The sequence below is a fragment of the Streptomyces krungchingensis genome, from assembly GCF_054729265.1.
In genome coordinates, this window is the sequence record NZ_JBPUKY010000001.1 from 4,153,676 (window position 1) to 4,171,137 (window position 17,462).

Genomic DNA, 17,462 nt, shown 5'->3' on the forward strand with positions numbered 1-17,462 from the left:
ACCGGTGCCCCGGTCGTCGCACGGGCGTTCCGCGCAACGCCGTGCGAGTCGGTCCTTCCGCTTGTCCGATGGGCGACACCAGGTGGTTACGAAATACAGGTATTCAGAGCCGTAACCCGTATTACTTCCCGTCCGGACCAGCGCCTTTCGGCAGTCGAACGTCCGTACTTTAGGGCGGCCTTGTCCGCATTTGTCGACGGGCGTGTAACAGCGGTTAGAGGGCGGCTCCGGGGCGGGAAACCCCGGGGCATGAACCACAACACCCCGCTCTCCCCTCGCCCCCTGCACCACCTGTCCGACGTACAGCGGCGGGTCCTGACCTCCGCGCAGCTGCGCAGCCACGGCGTGACCGCCGCCGAGGCCAACGGACAGTGCCGCCCCGGCGGCCCCTGGCAGCAGATCCTCCCCGGCGTCTTCCTGCTGCACCCCGGCCCGCCCACCTCCGAGGAGTGCCTGCACGCGGTCCTGCTGTACGCCGCCCGCTCCCCCGCACCCGGCACGGCGCAGACCATCCCCGCACAGCCCGGCGCGGAGGAGCCGCACGCCCCCCAGCCCTACGCGGACGCGCTGATCACCGGACTGGCGGCACTCACCCTGCACGGCTTCTCGTCGGCTCCGCCCCTGCCGTCCCTCGACCGGATCGACGTCCTCGTCCCCCGCCTGCGCCGGCTGCGCTCCACGGGCTGCGCCCGCATCGTCCGCACGCCGTCCCTGCCCGGCGCATCCTGGATCACCGGTGTCCCGGTCGCTCCCGTCCCCCGCGCCCTCGCCGACGCGGTCGCCGAACTGCCCGACGCGGGCGCCGTGCGCCGCCTGCTGACGGAGGCGGTGCGCGGCGGCCACTGCGATCCGGCCGCCGTGGTGCGGGAGTTGACGCAGGCACGGCTGCTGAGCCGCCCGCACGTGGTGGACGCCGTGGACGCGCTGCTCGCCGAGGGCCGTGCCATCGCCGAGCAGCGCCTGTACCGGATGGTCCACGAGCACGGTCTGCCCGACCCGGTCTGGAACGTGGATCTGCGGCTGCCGGGCGGTCCCCATCTGGGCGGTCTGGACGCCTACTGGCCGGAGCAGGCGGTCGCGCTGGAGCTGGACACCCGCGCGCCCCGCCAGGACGAGGACGCGCTGTGGTCCGAGTACGCCCGCAAGCGCGAGCATCTGGAGCGCCTGGGCATCACCGTCGTCCACATCACGCCGAGGAAGCTCCGCGACTCGCCGGAGCAGCAGGCCACGGTGGTGCGCACCGCTCTGATGGCGTCGAACGACCGCGAACCGGCGGCCTATGTCGTGGTGCTGCCCCGGTAGTGAGGGACCGGATTCGGTGTCCGGAGGGGAGTGGAGGGGCCGCCGGGCTGCCGGCGGCCCCTCCTCGTGCGCGGGTGTCCCCGTAGGGGGTTTCGTTTGGATCAGGTCGGATCAGGCCGCGGCGCATGGTGCGGTGCATCGCAAGGCGGAGCCTCACCCGCGTACTGGGCGTACTCGGGTGAGGCGACAACGCGGCGAGGTGCCGTGCCAGGCGTCGCGGACCCGAGCTGATCCAAACGACACCCCCTAGCGGGACTTCTCGCTGTTGGCGACGGTGGCGGTCTTCATGTCGCGCACGGCCGCCAGTTCCTGCGTGTGCGAGGAGATGAGGTCCTTCTGGATGGCGGTCTCGGCGCCGTGCCAGACACCGAGCAGGCCGGTCTCCTCCTTGCACAGGGTGTCGGCGGTGGCCGTCTCGATCTCCGCCCGGGACGGCTTGTCGCCGGTCCACCGCGGGTCGTTGTTCGCGTCGATCGGCGACGCGTACGCGAAGCCCTTGCCCTTCATGCACGCCGACCAGGACGCGAAGGCCGCCCGGGTCTTCGGGTCGGTGAGGGACTTCTCGTAGGACTGGCCGTCCAGCTCCTCCACGAGGGTGTCGTCGAGGTACGTGTCGGCCTGCCCGCCGGTGACCTCGGCGAGGGCCTGTCCGTAGCAGCCGTCCTTGGGGATCGTCTCCCCCGCCGCGGTCCTGGTCACCCGCTTCGGGGCGGCGCTGCGACCGGCCTGGTAGCCGTCGAGCGCGGCCTCCTCCTCGGGGCTGAACTCGGGTTCCTCGCCGCCCACTTCGCCGCCGCGGGCGAGGGACGTGGTCTGCGCGAAGGCGGGCCGGTAGCCGTACTTGCCGGCCTCGGTGACGTTGTAGGTGCCGTAGCGGAGGTCCTCGTGCGCTTCGAGGCCGTCGGCGACGGGCGCGGGCCGGAAGGTGAAGTCCTTGAAGCCGAGGTCGACCATGCACGGCCGCACGAGCGCCCAGGTGGCCTGCCGGCTCCGTTCGTACTCCTCGGGCGAGAGCTGGTAGGCGTCCAGGGGCAGGGTCATGCGGGCGACGGCGCGGACCGCCGAGGCCTGCACCGTCGTCCGCCGGTCCGCGGCGCCGTCCGGGCCGGAGCCGGCACCGTCGGCGCCGTGTCCCGCGCAGGCGGTCAGGGCGAGTGCCGCCATCGAGGCCGCGGCCGCCAGGGAAGCTGTTCTTGCACGCATGGGTGGGGGGTTCCTTTCCTGGTCAGTGGCTTGCGGTGGCCTCAGTGGCCGGAGCCGTCCTCGTGGCGCGGGTACCAGTTCGTGGAGGAGTTCTTGTTCTTCAGCGCCGAGGTGAGGTTCTTGCGGCCCTGCGGCTTGAGCGAGTTGTAGGGGCCCTTCCACCAGCGGTCGCGGTGGACGCAGAAGGCGGTGTTGCGGGTACGGCTGTCCCAGGAGGCGGCGTGGTCCTCCAGCTGCGTGCCCGCTCCGGGGCCCGTGCCAGGCTTGAACACCTGGCTGTCCAGGTTGTAGCCGCCGTTCCCGATCGTCGCGAGGGCTCCCTGCTGGTTGCTGTTGTAGTAGAAGCAGGCCATGCGGTCGTAGCAGCGGTGCGTCGGCGCGGCCGGGGTGACGTCGGCGGAGGCCGGGGAGGCCGAGGCCACCGGGATCGCGAGCAGCGCGGCGGCGAGCGACGGGATCAACAGGCGTGGATTTCTCACGGGTTCCTCTCAGCTCTTTTCTTTTCGTCAGGTGCGGGGGTGCCGGCCTGCGCGGGAAGAGAGAAGGGGGAGAGGCGGAGCTACGGAACGAAGGGACACGGAAGAAGGACGTACCGAAGGCACGGGTACGGAAGAGAAAAGGGAGAGAGAAGGCACGGCACACCCCCGTCATGGAGTCCGGCTGGTCATGGCCTGGTCAGGGCCGCCGAACACCTGTCCACTCTAACCACACCGGGAACATCCGAAACAGGGCTCACAGTTGGCGCCCGCGACCCGCGACGGACGGGCGGGTGCGTAAGCGGAATGGGCCCGCCGCAGGCATTCGGGCCGGAATACAGAAATCCGGCTGCGTGGAAGCGGTGAAGCGGAAGTGGAATTGGCGAAATTCCACCCGCGGAACATGGCCGGTTCCACCGGCCCGCCCGGACCCGCCCGCGTTGTCAGTGGCCGCCTCTACGGTGGTGCTCACGCGAGAACAGGCACACCCCGGAAAAGACGGAAGAGACAGGAGAGGCCCGTGACGACCCTTCCCGGCCGCCCGAACACCGCACTGCTCGTCATCGACGTCCAGAACGGCGTGGTGGAAGGCTGCCACGACCGCGACGGCGTGATCGCCAACATCGGCGCCCTGGCCGCCAGGGCCCGCGCCGAGGGCGCGCCGGTGATCTGGGTCCAGCACTCCGACGACCAGCTCAAGAAGGGCGGCGAGAGCTGGCAGTACGTGCCGGAGCTGGTCCGCCACGACACCGAGCCCCTCGTCCACAAGCTCTACGCCGACTCCTTCGAGGCCACCGAGCTGGAGGAGCTGCTCGCCGGACTGGGCGTGGGCCGTCTCGTCGTCACGGGCGCCCAGACCGACGTGTGCATCCGCTCGACCCTGCACGGCGGCTTCGTCCGGGGATACGACGTGACGCTGGTCGCCGACGCCCACACGACGGAGGACCTCACCGCGTACGGCGCACCGGGCCCCGCCCTGGTGATCGCCCACACCAACCTCTACTGGGCGGAGCAGAAGGCGCCCGGCCGCCGGGGCGACACCGTCGTCACGGCGGAGGTGAGCTTCGCACCGGCCGGCGCCGCCTGACCGGAGCACCGCGTGACCGGAGCACCGCCTGACCGCCGTGCGACCGGAGCGCCACGTGTCCGGACGCTCCGGGTACGGCCGGGCGGGTCGGCCCGCGCCCGGATCCGGGTTCGGATCCGGGCGCGGCCTCGCGGGTCAGCCCTTCTTGAGGACGAGCTCCGTGTTGCGGTCGCGGGAGGCGCCGGACAGGTCGGTGCGGGCTCCGGGCGCATTGAAGGAGAGCTCCCGGTAGAGCGCCGCCAGCCCGGTCTGGCTGAGGTCGGAGAAGTCCGTGGCGTGCGGGGCCGCGGACTCGACGAGCGTGGTGAAGAGCGAGAGCGTGCCGTCCTTGTTGTCCACCAGCTCGATGACGCGGGCGAGTTGGGGGAAGTCGACGTGGGAGGCGGTGGAGATCTCCCAGAAGGAGCGGTTGCCGGGCGCGGCGTGCGGGATGATCTCGTTCTTGTGGGTGTGACCGTTCACCCAGGCCAGGACGTTGGCGAAGCTCGCGAGGAGCGCGACGACCTCGTCGCCGCCGTGGCGCTTCTCGGCGGGGTGGGCCGGGTCGGCGTGGCGGTTGCGCATCGTCTTGCTGGTGTGGTGGCTGAAGACGACGACGTAGGAGTCCTTGTTCTCGCGCAGGGTCTTCTCCAGCCAGCGCAGCTGCGCCGTGCCGATGGAGCCCTCGTAGTGGCCGCCGGGGTCGGTGGTGTCGAGGCTGACGCCGATGACGTCCTCGGCGATGCGGAACGTGTAGTACTGGGTGCCCGCGGCCAGGTTCGCCGAGGAGTAGCCGTGCCCGATCGGGCCGGGGCCGGTGTGCGCCGGGTCGAGGTGCGCGCGCAGATACTCGGCGGGCGTGAAGGGGGCGCGGTTCTCGTCGGGCGTGACCGAGCGCATCTGCCGGGCGTGCGACTTGAGCAGGTCCCGGAACGCGGTGCCCTTGGGGCTGCTGCCGTCCTTGATGCTCTTGGCCAGGGCGGTGCACTCGGCGTCGGGCAGCGACATCAGCTTCTTCCCGCCGACGGCGAAGTCGGTGAGGTAGGAGTCGCCGCGGGAGCCGTAGCAGCCGAGCGGCAGCGCGTCGTGGTTGCCGACGGTGGAGTACCAGGGCAGCTTGAGGCCGGGACTGCGGACCTCGCGGATCGCCGCCTCCAGGAAGCCCGGGAGACGCGGGAAGCCGAGCTGCTTGTCGGCGTCGCGCAGCGCCGCGTCGGGCTGCCAGTACGTCTTGAGGCCGCTGGCCTGGACCCCCTCGTAGTGGCGCGGGTCGCCGCTGTTGGGGGTGATGCGGCCGCCGCTCATGACCTTCAGGAACCAGTCCAGTTCGGTCTTGGAGTTGTTGTCCGTGTTGTCCCCGGTGGTCATCACGAAGTGCAGCGGGGAGCCGGTGACGGGGGCTCCGCGCAGCGAGTTGACCCGTTCGACGAGCGAGACGGCACCGGCGACGGTCAGGGTCTCCTGGGGGCGCCAGGCGCTCTTGTTCTGGGCGCGCAGGTACTCCAGGCGCAACGGGTGCTGCGCGTCGATCAGGTGCAGGTCGGTGAGCTGCACGAACGCGGCGAGCGTGGTGCGCCGTTCGGCGCGGCCGGACTTGGCGGCGGCCAGCTCGTCGCGCAGGACCCGCGTCCAGCCGCGGCCGTCGCCGAGCCGCCGGTATCCGCTGGAGCCGGAGCGCGGGGCGGCGACGGACTGCAGGGTGGTGCCGCGCGTGTACGGGACCAGCGCGGCGGGGGCCGGCGGGCGCACCGCGGTGGACCTCGCTCCGGTGTGCGCGAGGGAGTCGGCGACGGGCTCCTGGCTCGTCGTGGCGGCGTGCGCCGGGGCGTCCGGGCGCAGGGCGAATCCGACCCCCGCGGACAGAGACACGGCTCCGGTGGCGGCCAGCAGGCTGCGGCGGTTGAGGGCGGGTACGGCGGCGACAGAGCGTATGCGCGACATGGCGCGGTCTCCCCGAGTGCGAACGCGTCGGCAGTGGTCGCGGGGCGTCCGCCGTGCGAACTCCCCGCTCACACTGGATCGTTGGCACCGGGGGTGACCTGCGCGTTAACTGGGCCGCAACGACCGGCGCAGATCACCGTACGTGGATCTTGGACCACCCTGCGCGGCCATGGAGCCCTCTTCGAACGGCCCGGGGACGGTCACTCCGTGTTCATCTTTCCGGGTACGGAACCTGGTTCCGGGCCCCGTCGGCGGTCCGGACCCGAGGCCCGGCCCCCGCCGGCCGGCCCGCGAGGGTCAGGGGTCTCGCGGGCCGGCGGCGGGGTCTCACGGGGCGGCGCGACGGCTCACGGGTTGGCGGGTGAGTACTCGGGCGCCGACCAGCGCAGGGGGCTGGCCGCCGGTGTCTCGACGACGCCGGTGACGGTGAAGCGCACGCTCCGCTCCCCGTCGGACGCGAACTCCGTGCGGGCCGTGCCGGTGAGCTGGAGCGTGGTCCCCGTGGTCCAGTCCACGAAGAGCAGCCCGGCCCGCGGGTCGGCCGCCAGGTTCCCGAGGGACAGGAACATGGAGTTCCCGGGGTAGTCGGGCCACCGCAGTTCGCCGGGCGCGGTGACGCGGACGAAGCCGGGGTTGCCGCCCCGATGACTGGCGTCGGCGCCGTGCGTGTGCACCGTGGCGAGGAAGAAGGTGTCGGCCGCCGCCACGGACTGCGCCTGGGCGGACGAGAGCCGGCTGCCGCGGCGGGGGGCGCCCGGGACGCGCCCGGTCGTCTCGTACGTCTCCCTTCTCTGCAGGTACTTGGGGCAGTTGGAGAAGACCTGGTCGGCCTCGACCGCGAGACCGCGGGGGGTAGGTCTGGCACGGCCGTCGACACGCATGCGGCGGCGGGTGCGCGGGTCGAGTGCGATGGTGCCGACGGGTGTCCCGGGGGTGCGGAGCGCGGGCGCGAGCGGATCGTCGGGCCGGAGCCCGCCGGTGACCGAGATCTGCCGGACGCCCGTGGCCCGGACGAAGCCGGGCCTGCCGGTGAGCAGCGAGGCCCAGACCTCGCCGGTGCCGGGGTCGGCGGCGCCGAGGACCAGCATCGGCTGCTGCTCCAGGAAGGCGGCGGCCACCGGCCGGATGCCCTGCCCGATGGACCGGCCCACATGGTCGGCGAGGTCACGGACGCCGACGCGGTCCTGCACGGCGCGCGACCCGGAGTGGTAGGTCATGGCGTCTCCTCGGGAAGCCGTCGGCCGGTCAGAAGAATCCGCAGGTGGGGGCGGCGGTGACCGGCGCCGTGGCCTCCTCGGCCCCGCTGGGCGCGTAGATCTCCAGCCGTGTGCCGTCCGGGTCGTGGAAGAAGATGCCGCCGGAGGCCGAGCCCTCGCGGTGGGCGACGACGCCGTCGTAGGCGAAGTCGACGCCGTAGCCGCGCAGCGCGGCCTCGTACTCCCTGACCTGCTCGATCGTGTCCACTTCGAGGGCCAGGTGGTGCAGGCCCGCGCGGCCCGTGTCGTACGGCGTGCCCGCCTGCTGCCAGAGCGTGACGACCGGGCGGCCGTCACCGCTCAGCGAGCCGAGGAAGGCGTACCGCCGCTCCTCCTCCTTGCCCTCGCCGAGCACCCCGAAGCCGAGGACGTCGCGGTAGAAGGCGAGCGAGCGGTCGAGGTCGGTGACGTTCAGGCCGATGTGGCCGGTGCGCAAGGTCATGGCGGTCCCCTCTGTCGATGGCAGCCCGTCCAGAGCTAACCTCTGTCATCAACTTTAAAGGTTAGAGCCAGGAGGTGCAACCGGTGACCTACCCTTGACTGGTTAGCAGTGAGTGCCGCCGCGGCGACCGGCGGCGAAGGGAGCCCCGCCATGCCCACCCGCCCCGACCCGCGCCCGCTCACCGGGGAGCCGGTCTCGCTCGATCTGCTCAACACCCGCTGGAACCGCGACGGCGAGACACAGGACCTGCTGACGGACACCGAGGGGCTGGCCGTGTGGCTGGCGGCGAACGGACTCGACTTCCCGGCCGAGGATGCCGTCCTGCGACACACGCTCCAGGCGCGCGACGCCCTCCGCTCGGCCGTCGACGGCATCTCCCCGCAGGCCGTCGCGCGCATCGACGCGGTCCTCGCGCACGGGCGGGTCCGCCTGACCCTGACCGAGCAGGGGCCCGCCGAGAACGCCGAGTTCGACGATCCCTCCTGGGGACCGGCCTGGCTGGCGGCCCGCGACTACCTCGCACTGCTGGACACCGCCCCCGACCGCATCCGCGGCTGCGCCCACGAGGCGTGCATCCTGCACTTCTTCGACACCTCACGGAACGGCACCCGCCGCTGGTGTTCGATGGCCGCGTGCGGTAACCGCGCGAAGGCGTCCCGCCACTACGCGCGCACGAAGGAGAGCTGAGACGCCCTGCATGTCCGGCGATACACCGTCATAACCGGCGTGACGCATGGCGGAAGTACGCCATGGCTCCATCCCGCCTCGGTCAACACTCCCCAAACAACTGCCCCTTAGGCAAAGCTGAGCGGTCATCCGGGTCCACATACCGGACTGATGCGATCGGACCCCGAAGGACCCTCGGGCCGGTCGCTCCGCGCTCGTTCCTTTACCTACAAGGGATGCAGATGACCTCCGACCCTCAGCGCGCTCCGATATCCGGCGCGAGACGCGCGGCCCGCATCGCCGTGGCGGCCGGCCTGGTGGCCGCGCTCTCCACGGCCGGGCCGATACCCATGGCCTTCTCCGCCGACTCCGGCGCACCGGCAGCCGACCCCGGCACCAAGTCGGCCGCCGCCAAGCTCGGTTCCGCCGACGCCGAACTCCTCACCGAGGCCAAGGCCGACGGCGACAAGAACGTCACCATGATGATCGCCACCGCTCCCGGTCAGACCGAGCAGGTCGCAAAGGAGCTGGACGCGGTCAAGGGCGGCTCCGTGGGCCGCACCTACGACAAGCTCGGGTACGTCCGGGCCACCGTCCCCACTGGCCGGGCCGACGCGGCCATCGCCGCCGCCGCGAAGCTGTCCTCGGTGCACGGGATCGACCTGCGCCAGGAGATCGCGCTGGACGACCCGACGCCGAGCGCCGACACCGCCAAGGGCGCCCGGGAACAGGCCACTTCGACGGCCACGTACTCCGGCCCGTCCAAGAACACCCCCGCCGAGAACCCGTACAACCCGTCCTTCGAGACGGGCGCCGTCGACTTCGTGAAGGATCACCCGAAGGCGGACGGCCGGGGCATCACCATCGGCATCCTCGACTCCGGTGTCGACCTCGGCCACCCAGCGCTGCAGAAGACGACAACCGGCGAGCGCAAGATCGTCGACTGGGTCACCGCGACCGACCCGATCGTGGACGGCGACGCCACCTGGCGCCCGATGGTCACCGCGGTGACCGGGCCCACCTTCACCTACAGCGGCAGGACCTGGACCGCACCGGCCGGTTCGTACGAGATCAGCACCTTCCGCGAGTCGGTGACCGCGGGCGGCGACGCACAGGGCGACGCGAACCGCGACGGTGACACCACCGACGCGTGGGGCGTCCTGTACGACCCGGCGGCGGGCACGGTCACCGTCGACCTGAACAACAACGGCGACTTCACCGACGACAAGCCGATGAAGCCGTACAAGGACGGCTACCAGATCGGCTACTTCGGCACCGACAACCCGACGACCGACGTCGTCGAGCGGCAGCCGTTCGTCGTCGAGATCCGCAAGGACGTCCCGATGGACCCCTTCGGGGGCGACTGGGTCGGCAAGAAGGCCGACTTCGTCAACATCGGTGTCATCGAGTCCGAGCACGGCACCCACGTCGCCGGCATCACCTCCGCCAACGGCCTGTTCGGCGGGAAGATGAACGGCGCCGCGCCCGGCGCGAAGATCGTCTCCTCCCGGGCCTGCACCTGGACCGGCGGCTGCACCAACGTGGCGCTCACCGAGGGCATGATCGACCTCGTGGCCGACCGCGGCGTGGACATCGTCAACATGTCCATCGGCGGTCTGCCCGCGCTCAACGACGGCAACAACGCGCGCGCCGAGCTCTACACGCGTCTCATCGACACCTACGGCGTGCAGTTGGTGATCTCCGCGGGCAACTCCGGCCCCGGCGCGAACACCATCGGCGACCCGGGCCTGGCCGACAAGGTCATCTCGGTCGGCGCGACCATCTCCAAGCAGACCTGGGCGGCCAACTACGGCTCGCAGGTGGAGAAGTCGTACGCGATGATGCCCTTCTCCTCGCGGGGCCCGCGCGAGGACGGCGGCTTCACGCCGACGCTCAGCGCGCCCGGCGCCTCCATCAACTCCACGCAGACCTGGCTGCCGGGCTCCCCGGTCGCCGAGGCGGGCTACTCGCTGCCGGCCGGCTACTCGATGCTCCAGGGCACGTCGATGGCGTCGCCGCAGGCCGCGGGCGCGTCCGCGCTGCTGCTGAGCGCCGCGAAGCAGAAGGGCATCGAGCTGAAGCCCGCCACCCTGCGCACGGCGCTGACCTCGACCGCCGACCACATCAAGGGTGTGCAGGCGTACGAGGAGGGCGCGGGCCTCATCAACATCGAGGACGCCTGGGACTCCGTCAAGGACGGCGCCACCGCGCACGACTACACCGTGAAGGCTCCGGTCGACACCGCGATCGACTTCGCGCTGAAGACGCCGGGCTTCGGCACGGGCCTGTACGACCGCGAGGGCGGCCTCAAGGCCGGTGACAAGAAGACGTACGACATCACGCTGACCCGTACGTCGGGCGCCGACCGGGCGATCCGCCACGAGCTGCACTTCGAGAACAACGCCGGTGACACCTTCCGGATCGTCGGCTCCGACGAGGTGAAGCTGGGACTGAACCAGCCGGTCACCGTCAAGGTGCAGGCGAACCCGCGGTCCGCGGGCCTCAAGAGCGCGATCCTGGAGGTCGACGACCCGGGGACCGAGGGCGTCGACAAGCAGGTCATGACGACGGTCGTGGTCTCCGCGCCCGTCAAGTACACCTACTCTGCGTCGGGTTCGGTGCAGCGCAACAGCACGCAGTCGTACTTCGTGACCGTGCCCGAGGGCGCCAGGTCGCTGGAGGTCGCGATCGGCGGGCTCAAGGACAAGAGCCAGACCCGGTTCATCTCGATCCACCCGTACGGCGTTCCGGTCGACAACACCTCGACGCCGTTCTGCTACAACAACTACCTCGACGGCAACGGCTGCAAGCCCGACGTGCGTTCGTACGCGGACCCGCAGGCCGGCGTCTGGGAGATCGAGGTCGAGTCGCGCCGCACGTCGCCGCTGCTCGACAACCCGTACAAGCTCGGCGTCTCCGTGCTCGGCGCGGACTTCGACCCCGCCGTCGTGACCGTCCCCGAGGCCAAGGTCGGCACCCCGGCCGCCGCCTCCTGGAAGGTGACGAACAAGTACGCCGCGCTCGACGGCACCCTCAAGGGCGGCCCGCTCGGTTCCTCGAAGAACGCGCGGCCGACCATCGGTGAGGGCGCCACGCAGACCACCACCGTGGAGGTGCCCGCGGGCGCCAAGTCCCTCGACGTCGCCATCGGCAACGTCTCGGACAACGCCGCCGACCTCGACCTGACGGTCTACGACTCCAAGGGCGCGCAGGTCGCGCAGTCCGCGGACGGCGACTCCGAGGAAGCGGTGTCCATCGCCTCCCCCGCCGCCGGGACGTACACCATCGAGGTCGTCGGCTACTCGGTCCCGTCGGGCTCGACCGCCTACGACTACCAGGACGTGTTCTTCTCGTCCGCGCTCGGCACGGTCACGGTCGACGAGTCCGCGCCGGTCAAGCTCGGCACGGGCGACTCGGCGGCGGTGTCCGGCTCGGTCACCGCGGCGGCCCCGGCGCCCGAGGGACGCGAGTTCTTCGGCCAGGTCCAGCTGGTGAACGCGCGCGGCACGGTCGCGGGCATCGGCAGCGTGAAGATCGACAAGGTCACGCCGTAGCGCGTGCGGGGCGTGCGCCGACGCGCGCGTCCCGCCGTGGGGCGGGGGCCCGGAAACGGGCGCCCGTCCGGACGGCACGGGGCGGGTGTCCGGGACCGGGCACCCGCCCTTCGCCGTACCCGGCCCGGCCACCGCGTTCCCGGGCCCGCGGCCGCGGCACCCTCCCGGCCGGTCGCCGGGCCCTTCGGCCCCGCCGGGCGTGTCCCGCCACCCCGGCCGCGCGCCCCTGCTGCCCCGGCGGGACGTGCGCTCCGGCGGTGGGTACGGGGCACGTCCCCGGCCCGCGCCGGTGATCCCCCTGCTCCAGCAATGGCGTTCCGGCCCCTTCGGTGAGGCGCGCCCTCCGCTCCGGGCACCTCCGGGCACCGGGCGTGCCCTTCGCCCCCGCCGGACGCGCCCGCGGATGCGGTCGGCTCACTCCTCGCAGGTCAGGCCGCGGGAGGCGGGCAGCGCGTCGAGGATCCAGGCCCGTTGCTCGGCGATGGCCTTCTCGCCCGTCGTCCACTGGTCGGCGGTCGCCTGGTGGCGCCGTACGGCGACGAGGGCGTGCTCGCCCTCGTGGAGCCGCGGAACGGAGTCCTCGGCCATCAGGAACGTCACCCGGTCGTCGCCCTTCGCCGGCTTGTAGGAGCGCTCCACGTCCAGGGTCACCCGGTCCTGCCGGCCGCCCGGCACCCGCTCGACCGCTGTGACCGTGCCCTCGACGACGAAACGCGCGCACGCGAGGTAGCCCGGAGCGCTGAGCGAGGTGTCCTCGCCGCTCCCGCGCTGGTCCGACTTCGCGGAGTCCGCCGAGCCTCCCCCGAGCCCGGATCCCCCGCCCTGCGCCAGCAGCCAGCTCATGCCGACGACCACCGTGGCCACCGCGGCGACGGCGAGCGTGCCGAGCGACACGGCGAGCGCCCTCGGATGCCGGGAGCGCTTCCCCGGTCCGCCCGCCGGCCCCCGCTTCCCGGTCCGCCGTGGCCTCCTGGCCCGTGCCGCCTTCCCCGGGGCACGCGCCCCGCCCGTCTCCGACACCTTCCCGGCGTCCGCCAGGGCGTCCCCGATGAGTCCCAGCTGCTCCCGCAGCAGCGTCAGGTCCGCCGCCGCCGAGCGGTGTTCGGCCATGAACTCCGCGTCGTCACGTGCACCTTCGGGCAACGGCTCGTCCGTGATCGCGGCCAGCAGCGCGTCCACACCTTCGTACTCGGCCACGTCACACCACCTCGTCCTCGTGCAGGCGGGCGCGCAGGGCGCGCACCGCGGCGTGCAGCCGGCTCTTGACCGTGCCCTCCGGGACGCCGAGCTCCTCGGCGATCCCGCGCACGGACAGGTCGGCGTAGAAGCGCAGGACGAGGACCTGACGCTGGGCGTCGGGCAGTTCGTCCAGGCCCTGGGCGACCGCCAGCGAGAGCACGCTGGAGTCCTCGCCCGAGGGGTGCTCCAGCTGCCTCAGCGAGGCGAGACGTTCACCGAGCCGCTCCTGGCGGCGCTTGGCCCGGTGCCAGTCCATCGCCAGGTTCGAGGCGACGACCGCCGCCCACGCCGACACGTCGCGCGGTGCCTCGTCCCCCTTCGCCGCGCGCTCCAGCAACCGCAGGCGGACCTGCTGCACCCCGTCCGGCAGGTCCGCCTGCGGTACACCGCCGAGCGCGAGCACCGCGCGCACCCGGCGTTCCTGGGCCGCGTCCAGGGGGTCGTCCACCCCCTGGGCGGCGCGGGCCTTTCTGCGCAGCACAGCCACCCCTCCCCTTCCCGCGTTTCCTCTACGACGCGGGTGCGGGCCGAAACGTTCGGCCCTGTTCGGCGCAGTTTTCCGGACCGCCACCCTCCACATCTCCCACCCCTCGACTTCACATGATCCTCACTGTCAGCATGTGGCTCATGACGCACATCACCAAAGGAGCCAACACCCCTGTCCCCGCAGCTCTGTTGCGGGTCGCCGTCTGTCGTCGCGACGTCCCCGGGACGCCGCCGGTGGACGCCTCGGCCCTGCTGCTCGACGCGGTCGGCAAGGTGCGCGGGGACGCCGACCTCGTCTTCTACAACCAGCCGGCGCATCCTTCGGGGGCCGTGCGGCACGCCGGCAACGCGAAGGGCGACGGGCAGCTCGCCGAATGGCTGGAGCTGGACCTGCCGCGCGTCGAGCCGCAGGTGCAACGGGTGCTGATCGCCGGTTCCTGCGACGGCGGGGTCTTCGGCGAGGTGCCCGGCCTCGCCGTGCAGGCACTGACCGGTGAGGGTGCGGTCGTGGCGCACTACGAGGTCACGGACGCGTCGAGCGAGACGGCCTTCGTGCTCGGCGAGTTCTACCGGCGCAACGGGGAGTGGAAGTTCCGGGCGGTCGGCCAGGGGTATGCGTCGGGGCTCGCGGGCCTGGCCACGGACTTCGGCATCGCGGTGGCGGAGGAGCCGGCCGGGCCCGAGCCGTCCGACGCGGTGCCCCCGCCGCCGTCGGGGCCGGTCCCGCTGGACACCGTGCCCTCGAAGACGACGGGACCGGGACCGGTACCGACACCGACACCGATGCCGGCGGCCGCGGTGCCCGCGCCGCCGCCGGGGCCGGCGCCGATGGGCGCCGTGCCGCCGGTCCCGCAGGGAGGCGCCCCGTTCCCGTTCGGGCCCGGCTTCGCGCCCGTCGTGCAGCGCGGCCGCGGCCAGGGAGTCGTCAGCGTGGGCGGGTCCGTCCCTCCCGGCCCCGTGCTCGTCGAGGCCTGGCACCAGGGCGAGGGCTACATCTACGCGTACACGCTCACCAAGCGGAACAAGGACGACAAGCTCGTCTTCAACAACACCATCACCGACTTCCACGGGCGGGCGCTCGTCTTCCAGGGGGACGACCGGCGCCTGCGGCTGCGGGTCACCGGTGACAACGACTGGACGGTGTCCCTCCAGCCGCTGTCGGCGGTGCGCCATCTCGAAGGCACCGTGCAGGGCATCGGTCCCGAGGTGCTCGCCTACACGGGCACGGAGGCCGACGTCGACGCGGAGTTCGCCGGCGACAGCGACGGCGACGGCTCGTTCGTCGTGTGGAGCGTGGACGCGCACAACCTCCAGGGCTCCCAGGACCTGATCTTCAACGACGTCGGGCGGCTCCGGCAGACCGCGCCCGTCCCGGCGGGCCCGCTGCTGCTGCTCGTCGAGGCCGACGGCCCCTGGCAGCTGACCGCCCGGCCGCTGCCCGCCCTCGACCCCGGCCCGGCCACGACGTTCGATCCGCCGGCCGCCACCGTGCCGCCTGCGCCTCCCGCCGCCGTCCCCCCGGCGCCTCCCGCCGCCGTCCCCGCGGCACCGCCCGCCCAGCCGTACCCGGACGCGGGCGACGGCGCGGCCAAGGACGCGACCCGCGCGAAGGGCCTCCTCGGGCGCTTCGGCCGCGCCAAGGACGAGCACTCGGGCCGCGGCGCGAAGACGGTCACGCTGGTCAACCCGGAACCGGGGAAGCCCGCGATCCTCGAATACTCGATCAAGGACGAGAACGGGTACGGCGGCTACCGGGTCGAGCGGCTGGACGAGTACGACGACGCCGACAAGTTCATGGAATCGAGCACGCACGGGGTGGAGGGCCGCACCCTCGTGTTCGGCTCGGGCGAGAGCGAGGTCCGGCTGCGGCTGGAGCGCGTGGGCGCGTGGAGTCTGCGCCTGCTGCCCGTCGAGGCCGCGACACCGCTGACCGGGAAGACGGAGGGCAAGGGCAGCACGGTGTTCCGCCACACCGGTCCGCCCGCGGTGCAGACCCTGCGCCGCCTCACCCGGGACGAGGATCCGCTGGAGACCTCCGTCGTCCAGGCGGACGGCAGGAAGAGCATGAGCGCGAGCACGGCGGGGCGGCGCCGGCCCGTCGTCGGCCCCCTGTCGGTCTCGGCGGCCGGGTACTGCTACCTCCTGGTCACCGCCCGTCACACGACCGGCTGGCAGATCGAGCCGGCCTCCCTCGACACCGTGCCCGCGTTCACCGACAAGGTGTCGGGGCAGGGCTACGCGGTCGTCCGTCACACCGGCCCGGCGGCCGAGATGATGGTCCGCTACGAGGTGCGCGGTCTGCTCGACCTCATCGCTCTGTGGGAGCTCGACGAACGCCTCGAACCGATCCGCCGGATCAGCATGGCCACCGGTCTCCAGCACATACCGCAGGGCCTCGTCCAGGTCAGGACCAGCGGCGGCGGCAAGTGGACCATCGAGGCGCGCGGCTGACACCGCCGCGCGCACCCCTCCCCGGCCCGGAGTCGTACGTCACACCGCCCGGCGCCGGGGGGCGGCGGCCGCGCCGTACGGCTTGCGGTCCGGGGCGGGCGGCGGGCGGTTTTCTTCGGACCGGGGGCGGCCGGCACCGGACGATCGGGGCGGGTCCACCCGTTCCGGGCGTCCCACTCCTCGGTCACCACGACGAAAGGATTGGACACGCGGGGACTGGTGAGACGCATCATGGAAAGGCTGGACCACGTGAAACGCACGCAAAGGGAGTCGCCGTGAAGGTCGGAATCGTCGGAGCCACCGGTCAGGTCGGCACGGTCATGCGCAGGATCCTGGTCGAGCGGGAGTTCCCGGTCGACGAGCTGCGCCTGTTCGCCTCGGCCCGCTCGGCCGGGACGGAGATCGACGGTGTGACGGTGGAGGACGCTTCCACGGCGGACTACTCGGGCCTGGACATCGTGCTGTTCTCGGCGGGCGGCGCGACCTCGCGCGCGCTGGCCGAGAAGGTCGCCTCGCAGGGTGCCGTCGTGATCGACAACTCCTCCGCCTGGCGCAAGGACCCCGAGGTGCCCCTGGTGGTGTCCGAGGTGAACCCGCACGCGATCGCGGACCGCCCCAAGGGCATCATCGCCAACCCGAACTGCACGACGATGGCCGCCATGCCCGTACTGAAGCCGCTGCACGAGGAGGCGGGCCTGGAGGCGCTGGTCGTCGCCACCTACCAGGCGGTCTCCGGCTCCGGCCTCGCGGGCGTCGCCGAGCTGCACGGCCAGGCCATGAAGGTCGTCGCCGACGCCGACAGGCTGACCCACGACGGCGAGGCGGTCGACTTCCCCGAGCCGCAGGTCTACAAGCGCCCCATCGCGTTCAACGTGCTCCCGCTTGCCGGTTCCGTCGTCGACGACGGGCTGAACGAGACCGACGAGGAGCAGAAGCTCCGCAACGAGTCCCGCAAGATCCTGGAGATCCCGGCCCTGAAGGTCTCCGGCACCTGCGTCCGGGTCCCGGTCTTCTCCGGCCACTCCCTCCAGGTGAACGCCCGCTTCGCGCGTCCGCTGAGCGCCGAGCGCGCCACGGAGCTGCTCGCCGGCGCCCCCGGCGTGACCCTCTCCGACATCCCGACCCCGCTCCAGGCCGCCGGCAAGGACGCCTCGTACGTGGGCCGGATCCGCTCGGACGAGACCGTCGAGCACGGCATCGCCCTCTTCATCTCGAACGACAACCTCCGCAAGGGTGCCGCGCTGAACGCGGTCCAGATCGCGGAGCTGGTCGCCGCCGAGCTGCGCGGCTGACCTTCCGGGACGCCGCCCACGGCCCCCGGGGCGGGACCTGACCGGTCCCGCCCCGGGGGCTGTGTGCCGTCGGGGGCGGCGCACCCCG

13 protein-coding genes are annotated in these 17,462 nt (G+C 72.3%); 6 read left to right on the forward strand and 7 right to left on the reverse strand.

Annotated elements, in window-relative coordinates:
• Positions 1-249: 249 nt before the first annotated feature.
• Positions 250-1,302, forward strand: coding sequence for a hypothetical protein (locus ACSYGO_RS18385; protein ID WP_426682442.1), 1,053 nt, complete (start codon positions 250-252; stop codon positions 1,300-1,302).
• Positions 1,303-1,548: 246 nt separating this feature from the next.
• Here the strand turns inward: ACSYGO_RS18385 and ACSYGO_RS18390 are convergent, their stop codons facing one another.
• Together ACSYGO_RS18390 and ACSYGO_RS18395 are read right to left on the reverse strand one after the other, a co-directional pair.
• On the reverse strand, positions 1,549-2,505 hold the full coding sequence (locus ACSYGO_RS18390) for a hypothetical protein (RefSeq protein ID WP_460387077.1): 957 nt from the start codon (positions 2,503-2,505) through the stop codon (positions 1,549-1,551).
• A 41-nt stretch (positions 2,506-2,546) separates the two neighbouring features.
• A complete protein-coding gene (locus tag ACSYGO_RS18395) occupies positions 2,547-2,984 on the reverse strand; it encodes a hypothetical protein (RefSeq protein WP_426681213.1) in 438 nt (145 codons plus the stop codon).
• 517 nt (positions 2,985-3,501) lie between these two features.
• On the opposite strand from ACSYGO_RS18395, the gene ACSYGO_RS18400 reads away from it, so the two are divergent.
• On the forward strand, positions 3,502-4,068 hold the full coding sequence (locus tag ACSYGO_RS18400; RefSeq protein ID WP_460387078.1) for a cysteine hydrolase family protein: 567 nt from the start codon (positions 3,502-3,504) through the stop codon (positions 4,066-4,068).
• Between the two features lie 135 nt (positions 4,069-4,203).
• On the opposite strand, the gene ACSYGO_RS18405 is transcribed toward ACSYGO_RS18400, so the two are convergent.
• From ACSYGO_RS18405 to ACSYGO_RS18415, 3 genes are all read right to left on the reverse strand, one after another.
• The gene (locus tag ACSYGO_RS18405; RefSeq protein WP_460387079.1) at positions 4,204-5,988 is read right to left on the reverse strand and encodes a TIGR03767 family metallophosphoesterase; all 1,785 of its coding nucleotides are present in this window, start codon (positions 5,986-5,988) and stop codon (positions 4,204-4,206) included.
• A gap of 347 nt (positions 5,989-6,335) precedes the next feature.
• Complete coding sequence (locus tag ACSYGO_RS18410) at positions 6,336-7,205, reverse strand: pyridoxamine 5'-phosphate oxidase family protein (RefSeq protein ID WP_460387080.1); 870 nt, start codon at positions 7,203-7,205, stop codon at positions 6,336-6,338.
• Between the two features lie 28 nt (positions 7,206-7,233).
• Positions 7,234-7,686, reverse strand: coding sequence for a VOC family protein (locus tag ACSYGO_RS18415; RefSeq protein WP_426681209.1), 453 nt, complete (start codon positions 7,684-7,686; stop codon positions 7,234-7,236).
• 150 nt (positions 7,687-7,836) lie between these two features.
• On the opposite strand from ACSYGO_RS18415, the gene ACSYGO_RS18420 reads away from it, so the two are divergent.
• The gene (locus ACSYGO_RS18420) at positions 7,837-8,373 is read left to right on the forward strand and encodes a CGNR zinc finger domain-containing protein (protein ID WP_426681208.1); all 537 of its coding nucleotides are present in this window, start codon (positions 7,837-7,839) and stop codon (positions 8,371-8,373) included.
• A gap of 221 nt (positions 8,374-8,594) precedes the next feature.
• Positions 8,595-11,906: a S8 family serine peptidase gene (locus ACSYGO_RS18425; protein ID WP_426681207.1), complete on the forward strand. Its 3,312-nt coding sequence runs from the start codon at positions 8,595-8,597 to the stop codon at positions 11,904-11,906.
• Between the two features lie 414 nt (positions 11,907-12,320).
• Here ACSYGO_RS18425 and ACSYGO_RS18430 read toward each other — a convergent pair whose 3' ends face one another.
• Both ACSYGO_RS18430 and ACSYGO_RS18435 read right to left on the reverse strand, forming a co-directional pair.
• Positions 12,321-13,103 (reverse strand): hypothetical protein, encoded by a 783-nt coding sequence (locus ACSYGO_RS18430; RefSeq protein ID WP_432186097.1) that lies wholly within the window; start codon positions 13,101-13,103, stop codon positions 12,321-12,323.
• A 1-nt stretch (position 13,104) separates the two neighbouring features.
• Entirely contained in the window at positions 13,105-13,626 is a 522-nt protein-coding gene (locus tag ACSYGO_RS18435) for an RNA polymerase sigma factor (RefSeq protein WP_426681205.1), read from the reverse strand.
• A gap of 146 nt (positions 13,627-13,772) precedes the next feature.
• Between ACSYGO_RS18435 and ACSYGO_RS18440 the strand changes: the two genes are divergently transcribed.
• Both ACSYGO_RS18440 and ACSYGO_RS18445 read left to right on the forward strand, forming a co-directional pair.
• On the forward strand, positions 13,773-16,082 hold the full coding sequence (locus ACSYGO_RS18440; RefSeq protein ID WP_460387081.1) for a TerD family protein: 2,310 nt from the start codon (positions 13,773-13,775) through the stop codon (positions 16,080-16,082).
• Between the two features lie 275 nt (positions 16,083-16,357).
• Positions 16,358-17,374, forward strand: coding sequence for an aspartate-semialdehyde dehydrogenase (locus tag ACSYGO_RS18445; protein WP_426681203.1), 1,017 nt, complete (start codon positions 16,358-16,360; stop codon positions 17,372-17,374).
• Positions 17,375-17,462: the final 88 nt, after the last annotated feature.

Excerpts from the sequence above, each read along its gene's own strand:
- ACSYGO_RS18410 (WP_460387080.1), bottom strand. The coding sequence starts at position 7,205 with ATGACCTACCACTCCGGGTCGCGCGCCGTGCAGGACCGCGTCGGCGTC.
- ACSYGO_RS18415 (WP_426681209.1), bottom strand. The coding sequence starts at position 7,686 with ATGACCTTGCGCACCGGCCACATCGGCCTGAACGTCACCGACCTCGAC.
- ACSYGO_RS18390 (WP_460387077.1), bottom strand. The coding sequence starts at position 2,505 with ATGCGTGCAAGAACAGCTTCCCTGGCGGCCGCGGCCTCGATGGCGGCA.
- ACSYGO_RS18425 (WP_426681207.1), top strand. The coding sequence starts at position 8,595 with ATGACCTCCGACCCTCAGCGCGCTCCGATATCCGGCGCGAGACGCGCG.
- ACSYGO_RS18440 (WP_460387081.1), top strand. The coding sequence starts at position 13,773 with ATGACGCACATCACCAAAGGAGCCAACACCCCTGTCCCCGCAGCTCTG.
- ACSYGO_RS18405 (WP_460387079.1), bottom strand. The coding sequence starts at position 5,988 with ATGTCGCGCATACGCTCTGTCGCCGCCGTACCCGCCCTCAACCGCCGC.
- ACSYGO_RS18420 (WP_426681208.1), top strand. The coding sequence starts at position 7,837 with ATGCCCACCCGCCCCGACCCGCGCCCGCTCACCGGGGAGCCGGTCTCG.
- ACSYGO_RS18385 (WP_426682442.1), top strand. The coding sequence starts at position 250 with ATGAACCACAACACCCCGCTCTCCCCTCGCCCCCTGCACCACCTGTCC.